At 64.3% G+C, this 25,291-nt stretch carries 24 protein-coding genes; 18 read left to right on the top strand and 6 right to left on the bottom strand.

The window, feature by feature from the left end:
* Positions 1-164 precede the first annotated feature (164 nt).
* The 6 genes from K8I61_06730 (at position 165) to K8I61_06705 (ending at position 7,473) form a co-directional block, all read left to right on the top strand.
* Positions 165-2,252 carry a S46 family peptidase gene (locus K8I61_06730; GenBank protein ID MBZ0271713.1) on the top strand — a complete coding sequence of 696 codons (2,088 nt, stop codon included), beginning with the start codon at positions 165-167 and terminating at the stop codon, positions 2,250-2,252.
* Positions 2,253-2,466: 214 nt separating this feature from the next.
* On the top strand, positions 2,467-2,739 hold the full coding sequence (locus K8I61_06725; protein ID MBZ0271712.1) for a hypothetical protein: 273 nt from the start codon (positions 2,467-2,469) through the stop codon (positions 2,737-2,739).
* 122 nt (positions 2,740-2,861) lie between these two features.
* Positions 2,862-3,680, top strand: a complete 819-nt coding sequence (locus K8I61_06720) for an NAD(P)-dependent oxidoreductase (protein ID MBZ0271711.1) — start codon at positions 2,862-2,864, stop codon at positions 3,678-3,680.
* Between the two features lie 31 nt (positions 3,681-3,711).
* On the top strand, positions 3,712-4,017 hold the full coding sequence (locus K8I61_06715) for a DUF962 domain-containing protein (protein ID MBZ0271710.1): 306 nt from the start codon (positions 3,712-3,714) through the stop codon (positions 4,015-4,017).
* Entirely contained in the window at positions 4,018-5,064 is a 1,047-nt protein-coding gene (locus K8I61_06710; protein ID MBZ0271709.1) for a medium chain dehydrogenase/reductase family protein, read from the top strand.
* A 330-nt stretch (positions 5,065-5,394) separates the two neighbouring features.
* Complete coding sequence (locus tag K8I61_06705; GenBank protein MBZ0271708.1) at positions 5,395-7,473, top strand: hypothetical protein; 2,079 nt, start codon at positions 5,395-5,397, stop codon at positions 7,471-7,473.
* A 40-nt stretch (positions 7,474-7,513) separates the two neighbouring features.
* On the opposite strand, the gene glpE is transcribed toward K8I61_06705, so the two are convergent.
* Complete coding sequence (gene glpE / locus K8I61_06700; GenBank protein ID MBZ0271707.1) at positions 7,514-7,837, bottom strand: thiosulfate sulfurtransferase GlpE; 324 nt, start codon at positions 7,835-7,837, stop codon at positions 7,514-7,516.
* Positions 7,834-8,553: a PilZ domain-containing protein gene (locus K8I61_06695; protein ID MBZ0271706.1), complete on the bottom strand. Its 720-nt coding sequence runs from the start codon at positions 8,551-8,553 to the stop codon at positions 7,834-7,836. The genes glpE and K8I61_06695 overlap by 4 nt, the downstream gene beginning before the upstream one ends.
* A gap of 600 nt (positions 8,554-9,153) precedes the next feature.
* On the opposite strand from K8I61_06695, the gene K8I61_06690 reads away from it, so the two are divergent.
* The 4 genes from K8I61_06690 (at position 9,154) to K8I61_06675 (ending at position 13,341) form a co-directional block, all read left to right on the top strand.
* Positions 9,154-9,444 carry a hypothetical protein gene (locus tag K8I61_06690; protein ID MBZ0271705.1) on the top strand — a complete coding sequence of 97 codons (291 nt, stop codon included), beginning with the start codon at positions 9,154-9,156 and terminating at the stop codon, positions 9,442-9,444.
* Between the two features lie 254 nt (positions 9,445-9,698).
* Positions 9,699-11,621: an HD domain-containing protein gene (locus K8I61_06685; protein ID MBZ0271704.1), complete on the top strand. Its 1,923-nt coding sequence runs from the start codon at positions 9,699-9,701 to the stop codon at positions 11,619-11,621.
* Between the two features lie 134 nt (positions 11,622-11,755).
* A complete protein-coding gene (locus K8I61_06680; GenBank protein MBZ0271703.1) occupies positions 11,756-12,265 on the top strand; it encodes a CopD family protein in 510 nt (169 codons plus the stop codon).
* Positions 12,266-12,297: 32 nt separating this feature from the next.
* The gene (locus K8I61_06675) at positions 12,298-13,341 is read left to right on the top strand and encodes a hypothetical protein (GenBank protein MBZ0271702.1); all 1,044 of its coding nucleotides are present in this window, start codon (positions 12,298-12,300) and stop codon (positions 13,339-13,341) included.
* On the opposite strand, the gene K8I61_06670 is transcribed toward K8I61_06675, so the two are convergent.
* Entirely contained in the window at positions 13,338-14,084 is a 747-nt protein-coding gene (locus K8I61_06670) for a Crp/Fnr family transcriptional regulator (GenBank protein MBZ0271701.1), read from the bottom strand. The genes K8I61_06675 and K8I61_06670 overlap by 4 nt on opposite strands.
* Positions 14,085-14,204: 120 nt before the next feature.
* Between K8I61_06670 and K8I61_06665 the strand changes: the two genes are divergently transcribed.
* From K8I61_06665 to K8I61_06630, 8 genes are read left to right on the top strand one after another with little or no spacing between them, the layout of a single operon-like run.
* Positions 14,205-14,615 carry a hypothetical protein gene (locus K8I61_06665; GenBank protein MBZ0271700.1) on the top strand — a complete coding sequence of 137 codons (411 nt, stop codon included), beginning with the start codon at positions 14,205-14,207 and terminating at the stop codon, positions 14,613-14,615.
* 28 nt (positions 14,616-14,643) lie between these two features.
* The gene (gene ccoN, locus K8I61_06660) at positions 14,644-16,908 is read left to right on the top strand and encodes a cytochrome-c oxidase, cbb3-type subunit I (protein MBZ0271699.1); all 2,265 of its coding nucleotides are present in this window, start codon (positions 14,644-14,646) and stop codon (positions 16,906-16,908) included.
* Positions 16,905-17,111 (top strand): cbb3-type cytochrome c oxidase subunit 3, encoded by a 207-nt coding sequence (locus tag K8I61_06655; GenBank protein ID MBZ0271698.1) that lies wholly within the window; start codon positions 16,905-16,907, stop codon positions 17,109-17,111. The genes ccoN and K8I61_06655 overlap by 4 nt, the downstream gene beginning before the upstream one ends.
* A gap of 4 nt (positions 17,112-17,115) precedes the next feature.
* The gene (locus K8I61_06650) at positions 17,116-17,745 is read left to right on the top strand and encodes a c-type cytochrome (GenBank protein ID MBZ0271697.1); all 630 of its coding nucleotides are present in this window, start codon (positions 17,116-17,118) and stop codon (positions 17,743-17,745) included.
* Positions 17,746-17,779: 34 nt separating this feature from the next.
* Complete coding sequence (ccoG, locus tag K8I61_06645) at positions 17,780-19,159, top strand: cytochrome c oxidase accessory protein CcoG (protein MBZ0271696.1); 1,380 nt, start codon at positions 17,780-17,782, stop codon at positions 19,157-19,159.
* The gene (locus K8I61_06640; protein ID MBZ0271695.1) at positions 19,156-19,689 is read left to right on the top strand and encodes a FixH family protein; all 534 of its coding nucleotides are present in this window, start codon (positions 19,156-19,158) and stop codon (positions 19,687-19,689) included. Before ccoG ends, K8I61_06640 begins: the two co-directional genes overlap by 4 nt.
* Positions 19,686-20,423 (top strand): sulfite exporter TauE/SafE family protein, encoded by a 738-nt coding sequence (locus tag K8I61_06635; GenBank protein MBZ0271694.1) that lies wholly within the window; start codon positions 19,686-19,688, stop codon positions 20,421-20,423. Before K8I61_06640 ends, K8I61_06635 begins: the two co-directional genes overlap by 4 nt.
* Positions 20,414-22,954: a heavy metal translocating P-type ATPase gene (locus K8I61_06630; GenBank protein MBZ0271693.1), complete on the top strand. Its 2,541-nt coding sequence runs from the start codon at positions 20,414-20,416 to the stop codon at positions 22,952-22,954. Before K8I61_06635 ends, K8I61_06630 begins: the two co-directional genes overlap by 10 nt.
* Positions 22,955-23,011: 57 nt before the next feature.
* Here the strand turns inward: K8I61_06630 and K8I61_06625 are convergent, their stop codons facing one another.
* From K8I61_06625 to K8I61_06615, 3 genes are all read right to left on the bottom strand, one after another.
* A complete protein-coding gene (locus K8I61_06625; GenBank protein MBZ0271692.1) occupies positions 23,012-24,202 on the bottom strand; it encodes a peptidoglycan DD-metalloendopeptidase family protein in 1,191 nt (396 codons plus the stop codon).
* Positions 24,199-25,101, bottom strand: a complete 903-nt coding sequence (locus K8I61_06620) for an ABC transporter permease (GenBank protein MBZ0271691.1) — start codon at positions 25,099-25,101, stop codon at positions 24,199-24,201. Before K8I61_06620 ends, K8I61_06625 begins: the two co-directional genes overlap by 4 nt.
* Positions 25,098-25,291: cell division ATP-binding protein FtsE (locus K8I61_06615; protein ID MBZ0271690.1), on the bottom strand; the 194-nt coding region annotated here is incomplete at its 5' end. The genes K8I61_06615 and K8I61_06620, both read right to left, overlap by 4 nt.

The following is a 25,291-nucleotide window of genomic DNA, read 5'->3' as shown; positions in this document are numbered from 1 at the left end:
CGGCAAGGGCGTCCGTCAACAGTCCATCGGGTCCATTGGGTCCATCGTGTCCATCTTTTCTATCGGGCACGGGTGCGGAGTTTTCGCGCATGGTCGCGCAACGAATTGACCCGCCCGCCGAATCCCGTTACGAAGCGTTCGCCTGATCCGACAAGGAGTCCGATGTGAAATTCGCCACTTCCGCGATCGTGTTTTGCGTTCTGTTGACTTTGGCCGCGCCGCTTACCGCGGACGAAGGGCCGTGGACCTTTCACAACCCGCCGCTCGACAAGATCAGGGAGCGCTACGGCGTGATGCTCACCAGCGAGTGGCTCGATCATCTGCGCCTGTCGTCCGCGCGTCTTTCCGACGGCGGCTCCGCGTCGTGGGTATCCGCCGACGGCCTGCTTTTGACAAATCACCACGTCGCGGCCGCGTGCATCCAGGGGCTGTCGTCCGAGGCGCACGATTACATGAAGGACGGCTACGGCACGTCCGCGCCGGCGGAGGCGCGCTGCCCGGGGCTCGATGCGCGCACGCTCATGTCGATGGAGGATGTCAGCCGGCGCGTCATCGACGCGGGCCTCGCCGCCGAAGACGAGGCGGCGGGCAAGAAGGCGCGCAAGGAAGAAAGCGCGCGCATCGAAACCGAATGCACGGATGCGACGGGCCTGCTTTGCGAAGTGGTGGAGCTGTACGGCGGCGGCGAATACTGGATCTACCGTTACAAGCGCTGGGAGGATGTGCGGCTGGTGTTCGCGCCGGAGGGGCAGCTCGGGTTTTTCGGAGGCGATCCGGACAACTTCAACTACCCGCGCTTTTGCCTCGATAACGCGCTGATGCGCGTTTACGACGCCGACGGCAAGCCCGTCGCGCCACCGGCGTATCTACGCGTCGCGACGCAACATCTGTCGGACGGCGACGCCATTTTCATCTCCGGCCATCCGGCGACAAGCGAGCGCCGCGCGACGCTTGCGCAGCTCGAGTTTCTGCGCGATGTCCGCTACCCGTTCTGGAAAGAACAGCTACGCGGACGTCTCGACGTCATCGATGCGTACTCCGCGCGGGGCGAGGAGAGCGCGCGAGAGGCAAAGCTGTTGAAATTCGGCGTCGAGAATTCGCTGAAGGTCATCACCGGCTACCTGCGCGGCCTTGGCGATCCGCGCGTGATGGAGAAAAAGGCCGCGGAGCATGACGCGCTGCGCACCGCGCTGACCGACGCCAACCTGTTGGCGCGATACGACGCGGCTCTCGCCGACATCGCGCGCGCGCAGCAGGCGAGCGGCGCGTTTTACGAGCGCCGGCAACATCTGCGTCTTTGGGGCAGCGGCCTTTTCAGCGACGTACACGAGATCGTGATGCTGACCGGCGAGTTGCAAAAGCCGAACGGCGAGCGTTTCGAGGAGTACCGCGACGCGAACGTCGACAGCCTCAAGCACAAGATCGGCAGCGAAGCGCCGGTGTACAAGGAGTTCGAGGCCGTGCTTTTGACGGCCGCGCTGACGCAGCTTCGCGACGGTCTCGGCGAAAACGATCCCCTCGTACGCAAGGTGCTCGACGGCCGCGAGCCGGCGGAGGTTGCGCGCCAAGTCATGGATGGCACGAAGCTCGACGATGCCAAGGCGCGCGTCGCCCTTATGAAAAAAGGACGCAAGGCGGTGGAGAAATCGAAGGATCCGCTTGTGCGCCTGGCGCTTGCGATCGAGCCCGAGTTTCGCGTGCTGCGTGAGCGCTATGACCGCGAGGTCGAAAGCGTGGAGGAGCGCGCCGCCGAGACGCTCGCCGCGGCGCGCTTCGCGGCGTTCGGCCGCACGGTTTATCCGGACACGACGTTTACCCTGCGTCTCGCGTTCGGGCGCGTGTCGGGCTATTTCGAAAACGAATACACCTACCCCGCGTTTACGACCTACCACGGCCTGTTCGATCGCAATCTGGGCTTTGCCGACGCGGCGCCGTACGACTTGCCGGAGCGCTGGCAAATGGCGCGCGATCGCATCGACCTGGCGACGCCGTTTAACTTCGTCAGCACCGCGGACACCTTCCCCGGCAATTCCGGCAGCCCGGTCGTCAACGCAAACGGCGAGCTGGTTGGAACGCTGTTCGACGGCAACATGGCCTCGCTCGCGATCCAGTACGTTTACGAAGACCGCGTCTCGCGCTCGATCGCGGTGGATATTCATGCGCTCATCGAGGCGCTCGGCAGCGTGTATGGGCGCACCGATTTGTTGAACGAACTGACGGCCGCGCCGGGAGAGGCGGCGCCGCTGGAGTAACGAATCGCCCGGGAGGTATCCGCAGATTACGCAGATTACGCAGATTTTGCGGACATTTTCGCCGTCATTTCCGCGGCATCTCTACCCGGAGCAATACTGTCATCCTGAGCGAAGCGAAGGATCCTCCGCGAAATCTGCGTAATCCGCGGATCGCCTTCACACATTCGCGATTGCCGCATGCGCGCCCATCGGATAGCGTCGGCGTGGGGGTTTCATGGGCAAGGACGTCATCGTTTCGTACACCGTCGACGCGAAGGCCGCGGACGAACTCGCGCGCGAGCTTTTGGCGTGGGGATGGATCCGCAGCGACGTGCCGAACCTTTTCATGAAAACGTACAAGGACACGTACACGCCGCAAGAGCTTGTCGTTTCCGCGCGGGCCGAGTTCGTGGAATGCGCCGCCGCCGCCGAGGCGCGTGTGACGGCGCTCGTGATTGCGGCCTGCGCGGAGGCGCCGGCGCTTTACGTCGCGGACGAGGACGGATAAGGAGGATTGAGGATAGAGGATTGAGGATTGAGTAACGCCCCATCCCAATCCCGGTGTCCGTGTCCAGGAGACCCACCCCCAGACGGTCGCGGTTCGTCGTCGATATATTGGAGGAGGTTTTCGTGCCCGATTTGAAAAACAAAACCGTGGTCATCAGCGGCGCCAGCCGGGGGATTGGCCTGGCGATTGGGCTTGCCTGCGCTGCGGACGGCGCGAATGTCGCGATCCTCGCCAAGACGGATACGCCGCATCCCCGGCTGCCCGGAACGATCCACACCGCCGCGCGGGAGATCGAAGACGCCGGCGGAAAGGCGCTGGCGCTCGTATGCGATATCCGCTTTGAGGATCACGTCGCAAGCGCGGTGAAGCGGACCGTCGAAACGTTCGGCGGCATCGACGTGCTGGTAAACAACGCGAGCGCGATCTTTTTGGCGGGCACGCTTCAGACGCCGATGAAGCGCTACGATCTGATGCACCAGATCAACGCGCGGGGCACGTACGTCTGTTCGCAGGCGTGCCTGCCGCATTTGCTCGAGGCAGCCAATCCGCACATCCTCAACATCTCCCCGCCGCTCAACATGGAGACACGCTGGTTCGCGCCGCACGTCGCGTACACCATGGCCAAGTTCGGCATGTCGATGTGCGTTCTGGGGATGGCGGGCGAGTTCGCGGGCAAGGTCGGCGTCAACGCGCTCTGGCCGCGGACGATCATCGCCACCGCGGCTGTTCAAAACCTTCTCGGCGGCGACGATGTCGTCGCTCGCGGTCGCTGGCCCGCCGTCATGGGCGATGCCGCGCGCGCGATCCTCGCGCGGGACGCAAAAACCTGCAACGGCAACTTCTTCGTGGACGAGGATGTGCTGCGCGCCGAAGGCGTGACGGATTTCGAAAAATACGCGGTGACCCCGGGCGCCGAGCTGATGGAAGACTACTTTATCTGAAGCGCCCCGCGGGGCCGCGCGAGGACTCGATATGGCGCAGCGTTACGCGACGTTTCGCGAGTTTTATCCCTTCTATTTGTCCGAGCACTCGAACAGGACGTGCCGGCGCCTGCACTTTGCCGGCAGTTCCCTTGCGCTCGTTTGCGTCGCGGGGGCTTTCGTGACGGGCACATGGTGGCTTGTCGGCATCGCGCTTTTGTGCGGCTACGGCTTTGCCTGGGTCGGTCACTTCTTTTACGAGAAGAACAAACCCGCCTCCTTCAAACAGCCCCTCTACAGCTTTCTCGGCGACTGGGTGATGTACAAGGACATCCTGCTCGGCAAGGTGAAAATCTAATTGCCTCTCACGCACCGCATCGTCGTCCGCAGGCCGGGCGCGTACGACAGGCTCGAGCTTGTCGAGGAACCGATCGCGGAACCCGGCGAGGGGGAGGTACGCATCCGCGTCGAGGCGATCGGCGTCAACTTCGCCGATACCGCCGTGCGGATGGGCCTTTATCGCGCGGCCAGGAAACTCGTCGGATGGCCGATCACGCCGGGATTCGAGGTCGCGGGACGCGTGGACGAAATCGGCCCGGGAGTGAACGATCTCGCGCTCGACGAGCGGGTCATGGCGCTGACGCTATTCGGCGGATACGCCGCGCACGTCGTCGTTCCGCGAGACGCCGTTTTTCGCGTTCCGCCGGACTGGTCGATAAACGACGCGGCGGGCTTCGCGGTGGTTTTTCTGACGGCCTATTACGCGCTGTTTGAGCTTGGCGGCCCGCGCGCGGGCGGCGCGGTGCTCGTGCATTCCGCGGCGGGCGGCGTCGGCCAGGCGCTCATGCAGCTTTGCCGTATCGGCGGATTCCGCGCGATCGGTGTCGTCGGATCGGCGCACAAGATCGACGCCGTCCGTGCGCTCGGCGCCGAGGCGGTGATCGACCGGTCGGCGGAAAACCTCTGGCGGCGCGCGGCCCAAATCGTGCCGGAAGGCTACGACGTCGTTTGCGACGCGATCGGCTACAAGACGTTGCGTGGCGGGTACGCGGCGCTTCGGCCCGGCGGGCAGCTCGTCAGTTTCGGCCTCGCGTCGATGATGAAACCGGGACGCGGAAAACCCGACTGGCCGCGCATCATCTGGGGACTTCTACGCATGCCCCGTTACAATCCGATGAAGCTAACGATCGACAACAAGAGTGTCCACGGATTCAACCTCTCCTGCATGTACGAGAGGCGCGAACTGCTCGCCGCGTTCATGGAGCGGCTTCTCGAATGGGCGGCGCAGGGGCGGATTGCGCCGGCGCCGACGCGAACTTTCCCCCTCGCCGAGGCGGGCGAGGCACACCGCAGCCTTGAGTCCGGCGAGACGACGGGCAAGCTCGTGCTCGTCCCCGGCGGCTGATCCCCCCGCCTCGGGAAATTTCGATCCCGTCCCCGCCGGACGATTGTTGCGGCCGCGCGTTTCCGGCACAATTTTCCGTACATAAATTGAACGGCCGCGTCGCGGCGTTTGCAAGGGCTCGGCAAAAATTTCATGGCGCGTTCTGTCGCTTCTGACACGCGAACAGGGAACCTTTTCGCTTCGGGCCGGCCCGCGGCCGGACACCGTCCATCATCCGCCCAATTGTTTTTCTCGCCATTTTCCCCGCCGCATCGCTTCCCGTTTTTCGAAATCATCGCGCATTGGCATCCGCGTCCTCGCCGTGCGGCCGCACCGGGACGATGATCCGGAATGTCGTCGTCCGAACAAATCCGCCAGGGAAGCCGACCGCGCAATGCGTTCGTTTCCATCGTGTTGATGGTCGCGGTGGCTGCTTTTTACGCACCCATGTTCGCGGTTCCACAGGGGCTGGGATCGGGCGATCCCTTTCGCGACGCCGATGTCATCAACGCCTTTTTCCGCTACGCGCACCAGGCGCATTCGGTCCGGACCTTCGGGGAATTCGCGCTGCGCACACCGTACCTCGGCGGTGGCTATCCGATTATCGCCGACCCGGTGGAAGCCTCGCTGATGCCGTTTGTGCTGATCGTCCTCGTGTTTGGCGATATCGTCGGATACAAATTGCTTGCCGTGTTCTGCGCGTGGATCGGCGCGATGGGAACCTATTGCCTGGCGCGGCGCGTGATGTCCCTGTCTTTCGTCCCCTCGCTTTTCGCGGGGGTCGCCTTCGCCTTTTTCGGATGGATGGCGAATCAGGCCGTCGAGGGCATGACCGTCTTTTTCATGCTCGTGGCGCCGGCGATGCTTTGGGTGATTCTCGACGACCGACTGCGAACGCGCGAGCGCATCTACGCGGGAGTCGCGATGGGTTTATTCCTGAGCGGCCCGTTTTTTCTGTACCGGTTCACGCTGCTCGTCGCGGCGATGTGGCTTGTGTTTATCGTCGCGCAGGCCGCGGCACGCCGGGGAAATTTATCGGTAGCATGGGCGTGGCTGACGCCGGGGCTTCTGGCGTTGATATCGACCGCGGGCGCGGCGCATCGGCCGCCCATCGCTCGCTTCCTTTGCGTCATCGCTCTGCTTGGCGTGGCGTCCCTACCGGCCATTCGCCGTTCGATCGCGAGCGAGCGCCACCGGATTCTCGCCGCGGTTCTCGTCGTGGGCGTCGCGATCGGCGTGGGATTTGGGCGCATCGCCGCAACGACGGACCTGGCGAATCAGGGGAAATATCGTCGGATGAACTTCCCGAATGCCGGGGTCGAGGAAAAAGTCTACGCCGACCGCTGGAATTTCTACAATTCCGCGGGCGAGTTTCTGGCCGGACTCACCGGCCGCGCGCCGCTTTACGCCGAATATGGCGCGGATGGTCAGCCGGCGCACCTGGAATACGGGTATCTAGGGCTTGGATATCTCTTACCGCTTTTCGCCGTCGCCGGCGCGATCACAAACCGCCGCCGCTACGCTCCGCTCATCGGCATGGCGGCCATCGTGACACTGGCCGCCTTCGGTCCGCATTGGCCGGGCCCGGATATCTATCTGTGGTTTTTCCGCGGCTTGCCCACGATGCGATTCGTGAACCAGCCGATCAAGTACCTGAATCCTTCTATCGCGCTTTTTGTCATTCTCCTGGCGGCGGCGTTCATCGAAACCGCGTCACGCCGGGTCCAAACGCGCAACGCGCGTTACGCACTCATTGCGATCGCCGTGGCGGCGCTCGCGCACCCGTTTTTCCTTAACCGCGTGTGCTTTGCCGTTGGGTTTTCGCGTGTCCTTCCCGAACTACCCTTGGCTCCCTCGTTCCATCAGGTTCTCTCCGCGCGCACCGAAGAAATCGCGCGCCGCGGGCTTGCCGCCGTGCGCGCCGACAACGCGAAGCACGCGCACCTGCGCGAGATGGGTCGGCCCGACGAACTCAACTACTACCTCAACATGCGGCGCAACGTGGGAACGATCGACTGGTACAACGATATCGCCTACCCGGAGGCGGCGATCCCGCGCGATTTCATATTGCCGGACGGGCGCAGCATTCCGAATCCCGGCTACCGAGGCGAGGCGTGGTTCGCGGCGCCGCAAAACAAGGTCATCACAAACGCGACGCGGTCAAACTCGGTCTTGGTTCAGGTGGACGTCAAAACACCCGGGTACCTGATTGTAAATCAGAATTTTCATCACTCGTTTCGTTCGAGCACGGGCGATCCCGTCGTGGATCGCGACGGGCTGTTGGCCGTGTATTTGCGCAATCGCGGGGAGTACGAAGTCGTGCTGCACTATCAGCCGGTGCGGACCTATCTCTACCTCGGTTTTTCGGCCATGGTCCTGATGGTTTCGCTCTGGGTCGCCCATCGCACAAGCGACCGTGCACAAACCTGAGGGTTTCGCGCCCGAAAGGCGTGGCCAGGCGTGGCGGCGATCAGCCAGTTTCAACGGGGTTGTTCATCCTCCACGCCTCGAACCCGCCGATCATGCTGTAAACCTCGCGGAAACCTTGATCCAGAAAATACGCGGCGCCGCCAAGGCTCGTATGGCCATGGTAACAATAGACGATGAGGCACCGTTCCTTGTCCGTCTCCCGCACGAATTCCTCGACGTTGGCGTCGCTGACGCGCAGCGCCCCCGGCACGCGCGCGCGGTTGAACGACATCGGATCGCGCACGTCGACAAACAACGTCTTCCCCTCGCTCAGTCGCCGGCGAGCTTCGTCGATATCGATTTGAGGGATTTCCGGAAGATTCATTCGTTGCCCGACTCGGCGCCATGCGCGCCGCCCGCGGGACTTGCCACGCGCTCGAGGTAGGCGGCGAAGTGCGCCGCGCCCTCGTCGTGAAACGTGATGAACTCGAGGCCGAATCCCGGCGGCGTTCCGAGGCGCGTCGCGCGCTCCTCCGAAACGACCGACGCCACCCGAGCCTGCACGGCAAATGACGCGCGCGCCGAATCGTCGCGCGCCTCGATATCGACGCGCGCATTGAGCGGCAACGCGCGCCGGGCCACGACATAGGCGCCGCCGCGCCCGATATCGGCCGTGAAGCTCTCCATCCGCGATTCCTCGAGAAACGCGTTGGGGCCGACGTAGACGACGCGCAGGGTCCGCTTGGGGCGTCCGAACGCGCGACGCTCCACGAAAGCCGCCTCGTGTTTCGCGACGGCGTCGCTCCAGGCGCCGCCCGTGTCATCGTCGAAATGCACCCCGAATTCGACCGCCGGCCCCGGCGCGTGCGGGGGCAACCCGAGGTGGCGCGTCCAACGCACCGTTCCCGAGCGCCGAACGCTCGCGGCATTGATCTCCCCGATCATGCGGATGCGCTCGCCGACGGCGATGTCTTCGCTTGCCGCGACCAGCGCGCCATCGGAGGAAATGTCGCGGAAATATCCGTCCAGACGCCGCTTCCCCGCAGCGATTTCCATTGGGGCTTTATACGGAATCCGCCGGTTTTTTCGACGTTCGGTCATCTTCCTCTCGTAGCGACCCGCCCGTTCGCTGACGTAACGCGGCCCCGGGCAACGGGGCGAAGGCTATTTTCCACACAAACGCCGCCCGTGGCCAGCGTCGTCTTTTCCCGTCGTGCATACGGTGTAGCGAAGCTAAAACGGAGTTCGCCGATGGCGAAGGAAGGGATCGCGTGCGGTGACGCCCGGTCGCTTCTTCCGGAAAAGCCAGCCTAAAAAGCATCAAAACTGACTTCTAATATCTATAAAATTTATATTTTTACTATTATTACTTCTTGTTCTTCTGTTTTTTAATTTCCTCAAGTAATGTCATATTTTTGGCAGGATAAGCCATTGTTTTTTCTTGAAAATGCCGGATTTCCGGCTTATGGAATAACCTCACTTTGTTAGTGACATCGCTTTTCCAGAAAAAAAGCCCGTCCGCATTCGCGGAGGCCGTTAGCCGCGGCGGATCGGCAGCATACGTTAACGCGAAATCGTTTCAAACGGGATGATGTTTTAAAGCGCGTGGGGCGCTTTCATCGTCAACGGAAATACCAGCTTCGCGGCTAGGGGCTCACGAGCCCCTGGCTACTGAGCGCGTCACCCAAAGGAGGTCGAGATATGGTGAGGCATCTTTCGAATCGGCGGAACAACACCAAGCGTTTCGCCCTGCTCGTGGCCGTCGTTTTCGCCTGCGAGCTCCTGTTCCTTCTGCTCGCCGACGTTCCGATGAACAACGCGAGCGACGTGATCGCCGAACTCCAGCCGACGGACGTCTCCGGTGTGGCCTGGACCGGCTTCTCGTTGGACTGGTTCTTCAACCTCTTCGCGTCCAACGACGCGGACATGACCGTGGCGGGCGTCGCCTGGACGGGCTTCTCGTTCGACTGGTTCTTCAACCTGTTCGGCTGATCCGCCGCGTTTTTTAAAGCGACCGAAACCCGATCGTCCGGCGGGCGGCCCGCGAGAGCCGCCCGCCGATTTTTTGCCCTCGGCTTGCGTCCATCGTCCGATTGATCCTGGTCACGCACCCGACGCTAACGGAGATCACGATTTGACCCGATAGAAGTATCGGGGAGAATTCGTGGATTTGAGAACGATTGTCTCAGGTGAGATAACCGGACCGAACCTGCCTGTCCGGGCGGCAAACGTTCGGGGGCGGCGCGATGGCGTTTAAGGCCCTTCCTCGCGCGGCGCGCCTTTACGTTCTGTTCATGATCGCGGCGGCGCTCGCGGTGATCGTCGGCGTTTCGACCGTTTCGCTCGAACGCGCGCCGGACTTTTCGTTCGCCGTTTACGTCGCGCTGTCCCTGGCCGCCTCGCCCTTCGTCGTCAAGATCCCCTATTCCAAAGTGCATTTCTCCGTGGACACGGCGTTCGTGTTCACGATTCTCATTCTTTACGGCCCTTTGCCCGCGGCGATCGTGGACGCCGTCGGCAAGGCCATCATGACATTGAACGGCTTCCGCACGCGCAAGCTGCGCACGCGCGATCACCTGTTCAAATTGCCTTTCAACATGGCCTCCGGCGTCCTATCCGTTTTCGGCGCCTACATTCTCTTTCAGGCGCTGACGCCGCACGGCATCCAGTCGTCGGCGGATTTTGTTCTTCCCATCATCGGCGTTACGCTCGCGTATTACGTCTTGAACACGGGCACCGTGGCGATCGCGATCTGCATCACCGAGCCGCAAAACGTTTTCACGTTCTGGGCGCGCAATTTCCTGCAAACCGGCATCGGATACATGACGTCAGGCTCGATCGCGACGTTGCTTCTGATCATGGATTCCATCGAAAGCGAGCTTGGATTCCTGGTGACGATCCCGATCGGCATCCTCGTCATCTTCTCGCAGCGCATCTACCTGCAAAAGGAGGAGGATGCGATCAAGCACATCGACGAGCTGGAAAAACTGCATCTTTCCACGTTTGAATCCCTCGCGCTCGCCATCGACGCCAAGGACCCGCACACGCACGGGCACGTCCACCGCGTGCGGCACCTCGCGGTGGGGCTCGCGCGAAAGCTCGGCATCGTGGACGAGGAACATCTGACCGGGCTTTCGTTCGCGGCGCTGGTGCACGACATCGGCAAGATCGCCATCCCGGACGCGATCCTGAAAAAGCCCGGCAAATATTCCGACCGCGAGTTTCTTGTGATGCAGTCGCACTCGATCATCGGCGCGGAGATGCTGAGAAATCTGCCGATCCCCTTTCCCGTCGCGAAGATCGTCCGCCACCATCACGAGAAGTGGAACGGCGGCGGGTATCCCGACGGGCTCGCGGGCGAGGAGATTCCGCTCGATTCGCGCATCATCACGGTTGCGGATATCTACGACGCGATCCGTTCGTCGCGTCCTTACCGCGCGCGCATGGAGCGCGAGCGCGCGCTGCAGATCATGGCTTCCGAGCTTGGCCAGTCGATCGATCCGCACATCGGCGCCGTGTTTTTGCGGCACATCGACGAGCTCGACCACGAGGTGGAGATGGTCGACAGCCGCATCATCGACATCGTGCGCGCGACGAAGCTCGATCTCGACTTTTTCGCGGAACCGGACAAGCCCGCGCCGACAAGCGAGCGCGAACTGGCGTTATTCAACGGCCTGACGCGCATCTTTTCCGCGGATGCCGACCTCGAGGCGACGCTCCATGAGTTGGCCGCGGTGGTCGCGACCGTGGTCGCCTATTCCGCACTTGTCGTTTATCTGCCCGACGAGCGGCGAGAAAATCTCGAACCGCGTTTCGTGCATGGCCTGGATGTCGGGCCGCTTCGGTCCAACAGCGTACCGGCGGGTGCCGGCGTAACCGGTTGGGTCTACAACGCGCGAACGCCGACGGTGACCAGGCCGGACGCCGCGGAGTTTCGCGGCTCCAACGGTCTTGCGGAGCAATACCGGCTCGCGCTTTCGGTGCCCGTCGTCGCGACGGGGGATCCGGTCGCGGTTCTGACGATGTACTCCGAATTCGGCAACGCGTTCGGGGGCGAGGAGCAGGATTTGCTCTACGGCGTCTCCGCCGTCATGGCGGCGCTCATCGAGGCCCGGTTGCGACGGGTCCGAAGCGCGCGGCCGGCCTTGCGTTCGGTCGCCGGCGTTTAGCGCGCGCCCCCGCCGCATTCCGCGACACAAACCCGACACTCGCGCCTTGACGACTCGTGCGCGTCAACGCAAATTTTCACGCTCGTTTGTCCGTGCGTTCGGCGCGGACCTTATCTTGTTCGGGGGTGCGTTTCGTGGCCGTTCTCTACTCGCTTTCGGTCGTCGTTCATCTGCTGGCCGCGATGACGTGGGCCGGCGGCATCGTGTTTCTGGTGGCCGTCGTCGTGCCGGTCTCCAGGATGCCGGCATTCAAACCGCGCGCCGTCGAACTCGTGGACGCCGTCGCGACCCGGTACATGCGCGTCGCCTGGATAGCCCTCGCGACGCTCGTCGTGACCGGCGTGTTCAACGCGCGTTTTCGCGCAGGTAGCTTCGAAAACCTTATTTCCGCTGATTTCTGGTCGGGGCCGTTCGGCCACGTGCTCGCGGCGAAAATCGTTCTCGTGCTGATCCTGCTGGTTATCGAGGCGTATCACGACCTGTCGCTCGGGCCGCGCGCGATAGACGCCATGAAGACGCGCCCCGACGCGCCGGAAACGGCCAGGCTTCGCCGAAGGGCGTCGATCCTCGGCCGCGCTAACGGGATTCTCACGCTGCTCGTCATCGTGCTCGCGGTGATGCTCGTCCGCGGCGTGCCGTTTTGATCGATCTCCCTCCCAAGGCGCGGCCTCCGTTCATGCTCGCCGCCGTCGCGGCGCTGCTCGTCGGCATGTGGGCGGGGCTCACGCGCGTCGGCGTACCCCTGAGCGTTCGGCCGGACTGGATCGCGGCGCACGGCCCGTTGATGGTGGCGGCGTTCCTCGGCACGCTGATCGGCATGGAGCGCGCCGCGGCGCGCAAGGCGCTGCCGGCGTATCTGGCGCCGTTCCTGACCGCCGCGGGCGGCCTGCTTCTTATAGCCGGACAGGCCAACGCCGGCGCGCTCGCCTTCGCCGGCGGCGGCATCGTGTTCGCGCTCGTCTCCATCGATCTGGCCCGCCGGCATCCGACATTACCCGCGCGCATCATGGCGGGCGGCGCGCTCTTCTTCGCGGCGGGCAACATTTTTTTCGCGGCCAACCGCCCCGTGTTCGACATCGTGCCCGCGTGGTCGCTGTTTCTCGTGCTGACGATCTGCGGCGAACGCCTGGAACTGGCGCGCTATTCCAGGCTGACCAGACAAACGACGAATCTGTTTCTCGCGGCGCTCGGCCTTGCCGGCGCGGCGGGCGTGGCGGCGCTTTTCAAGATCCCCGGCGCGATCGCGGCCCTTGGCGCCGCGTACGCCGGCGCGGGCGTTTGGCTTTTGCGTTACGATCTCGCGCGCGCCTCGCTTCGGCGCGAAGGCTTGGCGCGCTTTGTCGCCGCCGCGCTCATCCCCGGCTACGTCTGGCTCGTCGCAGGCGGCCTGTTCGCGATCGCGATGGGCAAGACCACCGCGGGCCCGGCGTACGACGCGGCGTGGCACGCGATCTTTCTCGGATTCGTATTTTCGATGGTGTTCGGCCACGCGCCGATCATCCTGCCGGGCGTGCTGAAAATCGATCTGCCGTTCGCGCCGCGCTTTTGGGCGCACCTGGGATTGCTGCACGCCTCGCTCGCGCTTCGCATCGCCGCGGACCTTCTTGCCTGGCCCGCCGGACGGCAAGCCGGTGCGATCGGCAACGCGCTGGCGATCCTGCTGTTTTTCGGGAATACGATCGTGTCGGTCATCCGCGCGCGGCGCGCGAAGCAGCGCTAGGCGGATTCGGCCAGTTCGATCTCGTCGAGCAGCGCGTCCAGATCCGGCACGATGACCTCGCGCCCGTGGAAAAACGCGACGCCGTCGCGGTGCAGCGACTGGATGTTGCGCGCGACAGTTTCCGGGCGCGTGCCAACCATGTCGGCGATGTCGCGCCGGCCCATCGGCAATTCGATCACGATGTTGCCGTCGTCGTCGGCGCTGCCGTAGCGCTCCTTGAGCGTGAGCAAAAGATGGGCGATGCGCGCGCGAACCGACAGGACGGTGAACTGCAAACGCGCGTCCTCGGCCTCCCTCAGATCTTCGGCCATGCGCGACAGGAACTGGAGCCCCAGATTGGGATTGCGAGCCAAAAGCTTGCTGACCCCCTCCTTTTCGATGAAGCACACGTGCGCGGAATCGAGAGCCTCGGCGCTTGCCGTGTAAGGGCCACCTGAAAAATACGCGCGATACCCGAGCGTCTGCCCGCCGTGCGCCATGCGCACCAGCGCGGAATTGCCCTGATGATCGCTCTTGCGGATCGCGATCGTTCCGGACTCGACGCAATAAATCCCGAGGCAGGGATTGCCCTGATAGAAAATGATCTGCCCGGCCTTGTAGGTGTTCGCCATTTTGTGGCGGTCGAGGATGGCGAGATCCTCATCGGACAGATTGCACCACTCGCTGCGCGCGCGCCCCTGGCACGTGAAGCAAGAGATATTGACGGTCAGGGGGATTGTTTTCGGACCTTTCGCATCGTTCATGGCGGCCATAGCAAACCCGACGACTTGATCCAAGTCAAGTCAATATTTGACGAATCGCATCGCGCGAATTTCGCGGTTTTGTAAACTCCGGCCGTTCTCGCCACCGGAGGGGTCGAACGCATGTCCAGTTTACCGCATCACGCAGACGCTCGCGAGGAGTTCGCGGCGCGCCTTCTCGCTCACCCGGCGGTCACGCGCATGCGCGTGCCGGCCGGGCAGTTTCTCATCTACACGGACCAGATTCCCTACGGCGTGTTTTTCGTCATCGACGGGGCGCTCCGGTTTCGGGGATCCGAGGGTTCGTTCGTGGTCGGCGACCGCGGCGATCATCACGGGTCTTTCGTATTCCCGCGCGTGCAGGACGTGGAGCGGCCGTGCCACGCGGACGTTTCCGTCGCCCGGGAGTCGGACATCCTCTTCGTCCCGCGAACCGTCGCCCTCGAGGACGAAAAGATAAACGCGCTCTTGAAATCCTCATCGCCGGCGGTGACCCCGGTATCGGCCAGGTCGTCCGGCCTTTACACCGACTGACCGTTCCATGACCGCATTGGAGACACCCATGAACCAGGCGACGGCCGCGGCCACCGCGGGCACGACGATCGAACGATTCGAGTACGACGACGACATCGTACGCAAATTCCTAATGGTCACGCTCGTCTGGGGCGTCGTCGGCATGCTGGTCGGCGTCGTCGTTGCGATTCAGCTTGTGCTGCCGGAAGCGAATTTCGGGCTTGGGTTCCTGACATTTTCCCGCCTGCGTCCATTGCATACGAATGCGGTGATCTTCGCCTTCGCGGGCAACGCGATCTTCACGGCGGTGTATTACTCCTCACAGCGGCTTTTGAAGACGAGGATGTTTTCGGACCTGCTCTCCCGGATCCATTTCTGGGGTTGGCAGGCGATCATCGTATCCGCTGCCGTGACGCTACCGCTTGGCATCTCGCAATCCAAGGAATACGCCGAACTGGAATGGCCGATCGATATCGCGATCGCCGTCGTATGGCTGGTCTTCGCGTTCAACTTTTTCGGCACGGTCGCCAGGCGGCGCGAGCGGCATCTTTATGTCGCGATCTGGTTTTATATCGCGACGCTCATCGCGATCACGGTCTTGCACGTCTTCAACAGCCTCGAGCTTCCGGTCTCGATGTGGAAAAGCTACCCCGTCTACGCGGGCGTCCAGGACGCGTTCATGCAGTGGTGGTACGGCCACAACGCGGTAGCGTTTTTCCTGACGACGCCGTTTCTCGGGCTGATGTATTACTTCCTGCCGAAGGCGGCCGGGCGGCCGGTCTATTCCTACCGTCTGTCGATCCTGCATTTCTGGTCGCTGATCTTCATCTACATCTGGGCCGGACCGCACCACTTGCACTACACGGCGATCGCGAGCTGGGCCTCCACGCTCGGCATGCTGTTTTCGATCATGCTCTGGATGCCAAGCTGGGGCGGCATGATCAACGGCCTGCTCACGCTGCGCGGCGCGTGGAACAAGGTGGCGGAAGACCCGATTCTCAAGTTCTTCGTCGTCGGCGTCACGTTCTACGGCATGTCGACGTTCGAAGGTCCGGCGATGTCGATCAAGAGCGTCAACGCACTTTCGCACTACACCGACTGGACGATCGCGCACGTGCACGGCGGCGCGCTCGGCTGGGTCGGTTTCATGACCTTCGGCATGATCTACTGGCTCGCGCCGCGCATCTTCCAGACGAAAGCGATGTGGAAGCCGAAGTGGGCGGAACTGCATTTCTGGATCGCGACCATCGGCATTCTGCTTTACATCGTCGCGATCTACACCGCCGGCATCACGCAGGGCTTGATGTGGCGCGCGTTCGACGCGGACGGTCGGCTTGTCTATCCCGATTTCGTCGAGACGGTCATGCGCCTGATGCCGATGTATTGGGTGCGCGTCCTTGGCGGCCTGCTCTACATCACCGGCGCGGTTATGGCGCTCGTCAACACCCTCATGACCTGGCGCATGCGCCCGGCGACCTACGAAAGGCCGGTTTACGAAGCGCCCGCGCTCGCGAAAAGCTACATCGGTCACGAGCCGTTCCGCTCCGACCTCAAAGCCTCCGGCGCGCCGGTGCCCCGGTTCGCCTACAAGATCGAGCGTTTCATCTCCATGGCGTGGCATCGCGCGTGGGAACGCGCGCCCCTGACATTCACGATCTGGACGGCGATCGCCATCATCAGCGCGTCGCTCTTCGAGATCGTGCCGCTGTTTCTGATCCGGTCGAACGTCCCGACGATCGCGACGGTGCAGCCCTACACGCCGCTCGAGCTGTACGGCCGCGACCTGTACGTCGGCGAGGGGTGCTACAATTGCCACTCCCAGATGGTCCGCCCGTTCCGCGCCGAGACCGAACGCTACGGCGAATACAGCAAACCCGGCGAATTCGTATACGACCACCCGTTCCAGTGGGGCTCGCGCCGCATCGGACCGGATCTGCACCGCGTCGGTGGCAAATATCCGCACCTGTGGCACGTGCGTCACATGGAGGATCCGCGCTCCACGACGCCGCAGTCGATCATGCCGCCCTACCCCTGGATGCTCGCGAACAAGATCGATTTCGATGCGATCCCCGCGCGCGTCGCGGGCATGTCGAGGCTCGGCGTGCCGTATGACGACAACGCGCGCGCCCATGCCGCTGCGTTGGCGCGAGCGCAGGCCGAATCGATCGCGAAGGAGATCGAGTCGCAAGGCGGGCGCGGCGATCTCGCGGACAAGGACATCGTGGCCATGATCGCTTATCTGCAGCGCCTGGGAACGGATATCCGATCCGCGGGAAGGCCCGTCGCGTGGGCCGTTCCGCCGGGTGACCAATGAGCCTTTCGGAGATCATGAGCGCGGCGGGATTCGAGAACTTCGCCCACGCCGGTCTGGTATTTGCGATCGCCGGATTCGCGCTCATCACAATCTGGGTTTTCCTTGGGCGCAACCGCGCCAAATGGCGCCAGGCCGCGCGGATGCCGCTTGACGAGGCTGATCGCACCGACACGAACGCCCCAACCGAAAAGAAGGAGCCGTAAAAAAATGGGCCGCGAAAAGGATCCGCTGCTCGACCACGAGTACGACGGCATTCGGGAGTACGACAATCCGCTGCCGACATGGTGGTCGGGGATTTTCATTCTCTGCATCGTGTTTTCCGTCGGATACATGGCCTTTTTCCACGCGGGCGGACCGGGGCTGTCCGAAGTCGAGCATTACGAGCTGGTCATGAAAGAGTGGGCCGCGTCGCATCCGGAGACGACGCTCGCCGTCGATGAGGATGGGATCGCCGCGATGGTGTCCGACACCGCTGCGTTGAACGACGCGAAGGGACTTTTTTCGACGCGATGCCTGGCCTGCCACGGACCCGACGGCGGCGGGCTGATCGGACCGAACCTGACCGACGACTACTGGATCCACGGCGCGCGCCTCGCGGATATCTACCGCACGATCCATGACGGCGTGCCGGAAAAGGGCATGGTCCCGTGGTCCACGCAACTCAAACCCGACGAAATGATGAAGCTGGCGGCGTACGTGCGCAGCCTGCGCGGCACGTCGCCGGCGACGCCCAAGGCGCCCGAGGGAAACCTGGCGACATTCGACGAGAGCGGACAACCGATCCCCGGCGACGAGACCGCCGCCGCGCCCGCCGCCTCGACACCCGCCGCGGGCTGAGACGATTCGCACCGGAGACGATCGCGAGAAAACCATGACCACCGACACCGCGCCAACCGCCGCCGGCCGCGTCCTACCGACCCTGAACGAGGACGGCACGCGGCGATGGATCAAGTCGAAACTCTCGCGGGGACGATTCTACAAAAGGCGCTTCATCGCCGCCTGGTCGCTCATTGCTGTATTCATCGCGATCCCGTTCATCAAGGCGAACGGAAAACCGCTCATCCTGCTCGATCTGCCCGCGCGCGAATTCACGTTTTTCGGAGTGACCTTCCTGCCGACGGAAACCATGTTGCTGATGCTCTTTCTGGTTTCCGTGCTTGTCGCCGTCTTCCTGGCCACGGCCCTGTTTGGCCGTGTGTGGTGCGGATGGGCGTGCCCGCAAACCGTTTACCTGGAGTTCGTCTTCCGCCCGATCGAGCGCCTGTTCGATCGCATCGCGGCGCGCAAAAGCAGCGGGGTCAAGGACGCGCTCGCGGCGGCGCGGCTTGCCGCATACGGCGCGCTTTCGATTGTCGTCGCGCACATTTTTCTCGCGTACTTCGTGGGGGTCGACCGGCTCGCGCAATGGTTGACGCGCTCGCCATTGGAACACCCCGCGTCGTTTCTGGTCATGGCGACGACCTCGCTACTGATGTTCGTGGATTTCGCGTGGTTTCGCGAGCAGACGTGCGTTGTCGCCTGTCCGTACGGGCGATTGCAGTCCGTGTTGCTCGACCGCGATTCGCTCATCGTCGGTTACAAGCCCGCACGCGGAGAGCCGCGCGCGCGCGTGACCGACCGCAAGAGCCATCCCGAGGCGGCGTGGGGCGACTGCATCGCCTGCCATGCGTGCGTCGCGACCTGCCCCACCGGCATCGATATCCGCGACGGCCTGCAGATGGAGTGCGTCCATTGCACGCAGTGCATCGACGCCTGCGACGCGATCATGCGCAAGATCGGCAAACCCGAGGGGCTGATCGCCTACACGAGCAAGCGCGAACTCGCCGGAGATCACCGGCATTTCCTTCGCCCTCGCGTCGTGGTCTATCCGGCGATCCTGGCACTCGTGCTTGGCCTTTTCACCGCGAGCCTGGCGAGCAGGCGCGACGCCGAGGTGTGGATCCTTCGCGGCATCGGCAGTCCGTATTCTGTGCTCGATGACGGCCGCGTCTCAAACCAGATCCGGGTGAAGGTGACGAACAATTCCTCGCGCGACCGTACTTTCGCGATTGCGCTCGACGAGCCGGCGACCTTCGTGCTGGTCGCACCCCGGAATCCACTACCGGTCCCGGCGCGAAAGACCGTTCAGACAAGCGTTTTCGTGACCTTTCCGCGCGAGATGGCGCCGGGCGGCAAGCGCGAAGTCGCCTTCCGATTCGCCGACGGCGACAAGTTTGAATCCACCGTCAAATACGAGTTGCTGGCTCCATGAAAAACTTCTGTCGCAAAGCCGGCTGGTACTGGCCGTTTCTCGTCGCCGGATTTCTGACGCTGACCGTCATCGCCAACGTCGTGACGATTCTTATCGCCGGCAGCGATCCGTCGCACGCGGTCGAGAAGGACTACTACCAGAAAGCCCTCGCGTGGGACGACCACATGAAGCAGGAGCGCCGCAACATCGAACTGGGCTGGGTGGCGCATATCGGCGTGGCCGCAACGAAAGGAAGCGAAGTGCCGGTATCCGTCCGGCTGACGGACGCCAACGGCGCGGCGATCGGCGGAGCGACGATCACGGCCGACGCGTTTTTCAACGCGCTGGCGAGCGTCGTGTTTCCCCTCTCCTTTGACGAGCATGACGGCGTTTACGAGTCGGCGCTTCCCCGCGCGCGGCCGGGCCTTTGGGAGTTTCGCGTGAAGGCCACGCGGGGCGAGGACACGTTCACTTCGAGGTTGCGCATCGATCTGTCCACGACCCACCAGGCGGCGGCCGGCGATGACGCGCCGTCCGCGGATCGCGGATGATCGCCCTTGTCGCCACCGTGTTCGTCGCGGCTCTCGTGGGCGGCGCGCACTGCGCCGGCATGTGCGGGCCGCTCGCCGCGTTCTGCGCGGGAAGCTCGCCCGGATCGCGAACGTTCGGGATCGGCTCGTATCAGCTTGGACGTCTGGTGAGTTACGCCGTACTCGGCGCGATCGCGGGCGCGGCGGGGCACGCGTTTGACCTGGCCGGCGCCCTGGCCGGATGGGAACGGCCCGCGGCGATCGTCGCCGGTTCGCTGATGGTCGCCTGGGGCGTCGTGGCGTTTCTCGTTTCGCTCGACGTGCGCGTACCGGGCGCCGCGAAAATTGCCTCGCGGCTTGGCGCGCCGTTCAAGCGCGTCGTCGCGCGCATTTCGCACCTGTCGCCCGCAACGCGCGGCGCGGGAATCGGCCTTGTCACAGGTTGCCTGCCGTGCGGCTGGCTTTATGCGTTCGTGCTCGTCGCCGCGGGGACCGGCAGCGCGATATCGGGCGTCGCCGTCATGGCCGCGTTCTGGCTCGGCACCGCCCCCTGGCTTGTCGGCGTCGCCGCCGGATGGGGGCTTTTGACGCGGCCGCTGCGCCGCTTCGTTCCCGCGGCGGCGGCGGTGCTTCTCATCGTTCTGGGCGTGTATTCGGTCGTCCATCGCGGCGCGGTGTCGTTCGAGACGGCGCGAAACGCCGCGGCCGCGACGCATGTCGACGATGCGGGCGACGCAGAACCGGTGTGCCATTGATCGGCTGGCTAAACGAGCACGGGGCGGCCGAATCCAGCGCCGCGCGCCCGAACGCGCCCCCCGCGCCGCGAGGCGATGCCGCAACGCCGCCCGCCGCGTGCGATCACTGCGGCCTGCCCGTTCCCGCCGCGCTTTTTGACGCATCCGCCGAGCATCAGTTCTGCTGCGCGGGCTGCCGTATGGTCCACGCCATGCTGCGCGATTCGGGGCTTACGCATTTTTACGACATCGTGGATACGGACACCGGCCGCCCACAAACGGCGAAGGTAAGCGGGCGATCGTTCGCGGAGTTCGACGACGAGGCGTTCGCCAAGGCCTACGTCGCGCGAAGGCCCGATGGGCTGTCGGCGATCGACCTGTATCTGGAGGGCGTGCACTGCTCGGCGTGCGTCTGGCTCGTGGAGCGTCTGCCAAACGTCGCGCCGGGCGTTATCGAATCGCGCCTGGATTTCGGGCGGCAGATGGCGTCGGTCGTCTTCGATCCAGCGAAAAAGCCTTTGTCCGACATCGCGCGCCTGCTCGACGCACTCGGCTATACGCCGCATCCGTGGCGCGGCGTGCAAGCCGAGGAAATGCGCCGCCGCGACGACCGCCGCATGATGATCCGCATGGCCGTCGCGGGCGCGTCGGCGATGAACGTCATGATCATCGCGTTCGCGCTGTACGGCGGCATGTTCTCCGGCATGGAGGACGAATACCGAGCGTATTTCCGCTGGACGAGCCTTCTGTGGTCGCTGCCCGCGTTGTGGGCCGCGGGTATTTTCTTTCGCGGCGCGCTCTCGTCGCTGCGGATGAAGACACTGCACATGGACGTGCCCGTCGCGGTCGGTCTTTCCGCGGGGTTCGCCCACGGCGTCGTTCGCACCGCGACTGCGTCGGGCGAGGTGTATTTCGACTCGCTCACCGTTCTTGTCTTCCTGCTTCTGGTCGGGCGTTTCCTTCAGATGCGGCGGCAGCGCGCTGCGATCGACGCGGCCGAGCTGACGTTCGCGCTCATGCCCACGTCGACACGCGTCGTAACGGACGGCGCGTGCCGCGAGGTGTCGATCGCGTCTCTCGCGCCGGGCGATGTCGTCGAGGTGCGCGCGGGCGAATCGCTTCCCGCGGACGGCCGCGTCGTCGAGGGAGAGTCGGAAATCGATCTCTCGCTTCTCACCGGCGAAACGCGCCCGGTCGCCGTTTCTCGCGGCGCCGATGTGTACGCGGGCGCCGTGAATCTCGCCGCGCCGATCCGCGTCGAGGTGACGCGCGCGGGCAGCCACACGCGCATCGGGCGGCTCATGGAGCTTGTCGAGGAATACGGCCGGCGGCGCGCGCCGATCACACGCCTGGCCGACAAAATCGCCGGCGTGTTTGTTGCGTCGGTCCTGGGCCTGGCCCTATTCACCTTCTACATCTGGCGCGCCGATCCGGGCGCCGCGATCGAGCACGCGGTGGCGCTTCTCATCGTCACTTGCCCGTGCGCGCTTGGGCTCGCGACGCCGCTGGCCGTCAGCGCGGCGATCGGGCGCGCGGCACGACGCGGCATTCTCATCAAGGGCGGCGACGTCATCGAGCGGCTGACCGCTTTTCCGATGCATTTTGTCTTCGACAAAACCGGCACCCTGACCGCCGGCAAACCGAGCGTGCGCTTAACGCGCGGCGACCGATCGACGCTGGCGCGGCTTGCCGCGCTGGAGACCGGCAGTACGCACCCCGTCGCGCAGGCGATCGCGCGCGAATTCGCGAACGGCGCGACGCACAAACTCGAAAACGTGTCGCAGCGCCTTGGCGACGGCATCGCCGGGCGCGTGGACGGGCACGTGATCGCCGCCGGCACGCGCGCGTTTGTCGCCGAGTCGGCCATCGACGACGCGGGCTTTTTCGATCGCGCGGACGTGTGCGCCGCGGGCGGGTTGACACCCATTGTCGTCGCGCGCGACGGCGTCACCTGCGCGCTCATCGGCCTTGGCGACGCACCAAAACCCGGCGCGGCCGAGCTTGTGAAGTCGCTTGTCGCCGACGGGCATCGCGCGTCGATTCTTTCGGGCGATCATCCCGATACGGTCGCGCGGCTTGCGGAATCGCTCGGCATCGGCGGTGACGGCGGAGTGTCGCCGGAGGACAAGGCGCGGCGCGTGGCGTCGATCGCGAAATCGAAAACCGTCGTTATGGTCGGCGACGGCGTCAATGACGCGGCGGCCCTGCAGGCGGCGTCGGTCGGCGTGGCGGTGCACGGGGGCGCGGAGGCGAGCCTATCCGCGGCGGACGTATTCTTCACGCACCCGTCGATTGATCTCGTGCGCGAGCTTGTGGACGGCGCGCGGGGCACGATGCGGACGATCAGGACGGCGCTCGCGTTTTCGCTCGTCTACAACGCGACAGGCGCCCTTCTCGCGATCGCCGGCGTTCTCAATCCGCTCATCGCCGCTCTTTTGATGCCGGCCAGTTCGCTGACGGTCATCACGATCGCGTATCGCTCTCGCTCATTTCGTGAGCCGCGACGTTTCGCGAACCGGTTCGCGGACCCGGCGATCGATACCGCCGGCTGATCCGAATTTCCGCGTTCTCTTGCCGCTCGCGCGTGGTGTTGGGCGATGAGGCGGATTCTATCGCGCCAGCCACCCCATCGGGTCCACCGCCTCGCCGCGGGCGCGAATTTCGAAGTGCAGGCGCGCGCCGGAAAGGGAGCCGGTCGCGCCGACCGTGCCGATGATGGCGCCTTCCTTCACCGGACCACCCTGCTTGCAGCGGATGTCGTTCAGGTGGCCGTAGAGCGTGTGGAAACGGTCGCCGTGGTCGAGCACGACAACGCGGCCATAACCCTTGAGTTCCCCCGCGAAACGCACCACGCCGTCCGCCGGCGCGATGACCGGGGTGCCCTCGGGCGCCTCAATGTCGATGCCGCTGCTGCGCGTCGTGGTGCCGAGATTCGGGTTAACGACCGGACCGAAAAACGCAACGACACGGCCGGAAACGGGCGCGCGCAGCGAGCCCTGCCGCGATGCGAAATCGCCCGTGGCGCCGGACGGCGCAAACACCGCGGGTGGATCGACGGTGAGTTTTTCGATGCGCCCTACCGCCTGCGCGCGATCGCGGTCAACGGCGCGGCGTGCGCCGTCGAGCAACGAACGGTCGGATCGGATGCGCGCAAGCAATTCGTGGCGCTTCGCGCGCCGGGCGATCAGGCTCTCCTGCGCGGAACGCGCGGACTCCACGAGAGCCGTCAATTCCGCCGTATCGCGCGCCAGCATGGCTTGCGTCTCGGCGATTTCCTTTCGCGCCTCTCGAAAACGCAGCAGGCGGCCGCGATCGCGTTCGGTCATCACCTTGACCGCACGCCAGCGGTGCAGAAACGATTCGAGCGACTGACTGCGCAGCAACATCCTTATGACATTCGCGCGGTTCGTGAGTTTGTACAGATAACGGACGCCGTGGTTGACGGCTCGATCAAGGCGCGCCAGTTCCGCGTCGAGCGTATCGACGCGCGCGCCAAGGCGTAGCGCGCGATCCTGCACCTCGGAAAGCCGGGTCTCCAGATCGGCAAGCTCGCGCATGGCCGCGTATTCGGCCCCTTCGGCCTGGTAGATCTCCCCCATGATTTTCGTCTCGGCGCGGATCGCGGCATCAAGACGCATACGCTCGGCCTCGGACTGCGCCGACGGCGGGATGGGCGTGGGCGCGGCGGGTTGGGCGCGCGCGGATGCGGCGGCAAGGACGACCGCGAGGAAGACGAGAAGGAGGATTGAGGATTGAAGATCGAAGAATGAAGATTGCACGATTCGCCGGAGGCGAGTCATGATTTCAGGTACCGTCCGACGGACAGCTGTGCGCCGACCAGACCGACGAAAGCGCCAAGTCCCAACCCCGCGGCCAGGAATTCCGCGGGCAGGAAACGCGGCTCAAAACGCGTCAGGACCGTCAGAACCGACGTCGTCACCGTCCACGGCATGACGATCGCGAAATGCAGGGCCCAGAGCGTGGCGCCCGCCAGGATGGCACCGAGCGCGCCCACGAGGATGCCCTCGATGAGAAACGGCGTCTTGACGAACGTGTTGGTGGCACCGACGAGGCGCATGTTGTCGATCTCGTCGCGACGGCGAATGATCGTGAGACGGATGGTGTTCGCGACGATGAAGATCGCCGAGAGCATGAGGAACAGGGCGATCACAATGCCGCCCGCCCACATGCCGGCGACGACGCGCGCGAACGCATCGGTGAATTCATCGCCCGCATCGACACTTTCGACGATGGGTCGCGTCTCGTAACGGCGCACGAGATCGTCGTAACCCGCCTTGTCGCGCGCGGCGGCGGCCAGCGTCACCTCGATGGACGCGGGGATCGGCGATGCCGTGAGGCCATCGAGAAGCTCGGGCGCGTCGATCAGCTCACGGCGCAGGCGGTCGAGCGATTCGCGCTCGCTGATGTAGCGCGCCTTCCGCACGTTCGCCTCGCGCTCGATTTCGGCCGCCAGCCTTCGGCCGTCGGCCGCCGGCACGCCCTCGCGCAGGTAATAGACGATCTGAATCTCGCCGGCAAAATGATCGACGAAGCCCTGCACGTTGAAGCCGAGCATCATGTACGCGCCGAAAATCAGAAAGCTGATCGTGACGACCAGCAGCGTCAGCGTTGTCGCCGTTCGCTCCGCGCGCATATTGGCGAAGGCGCGGCCGACGAAGTAACCGGGTCGGACGCTCATGCCGTCAGCCCCACCGCATCGGCGACGATCTGCCCGCGCACGATGCGGATGACGCGGCGCGGGTGGCGTTCGATGATGTGCGGGTCGTGCGTCGCGAGGATGACCGTCGCGCCGCGCAGGTTGATGTCGCGCACGAGCGCCAGGATTTCCTCGCTCATGTCCGGATCGAGGTTGCCGGTCGGCTCGTCGG

It is taken from the genome of bacterium (genome assembly GCA_019912885.1).
Lineage (GTDB): Bacteria > Lernaellota > Lernaellaia > JACKCT01 > JACKCT01 > JAIOHV01.
Note: the sequence above shows the minus strand (reverse complement) of the source record. Positions and strands in the feature narration are given on the sequence as shown.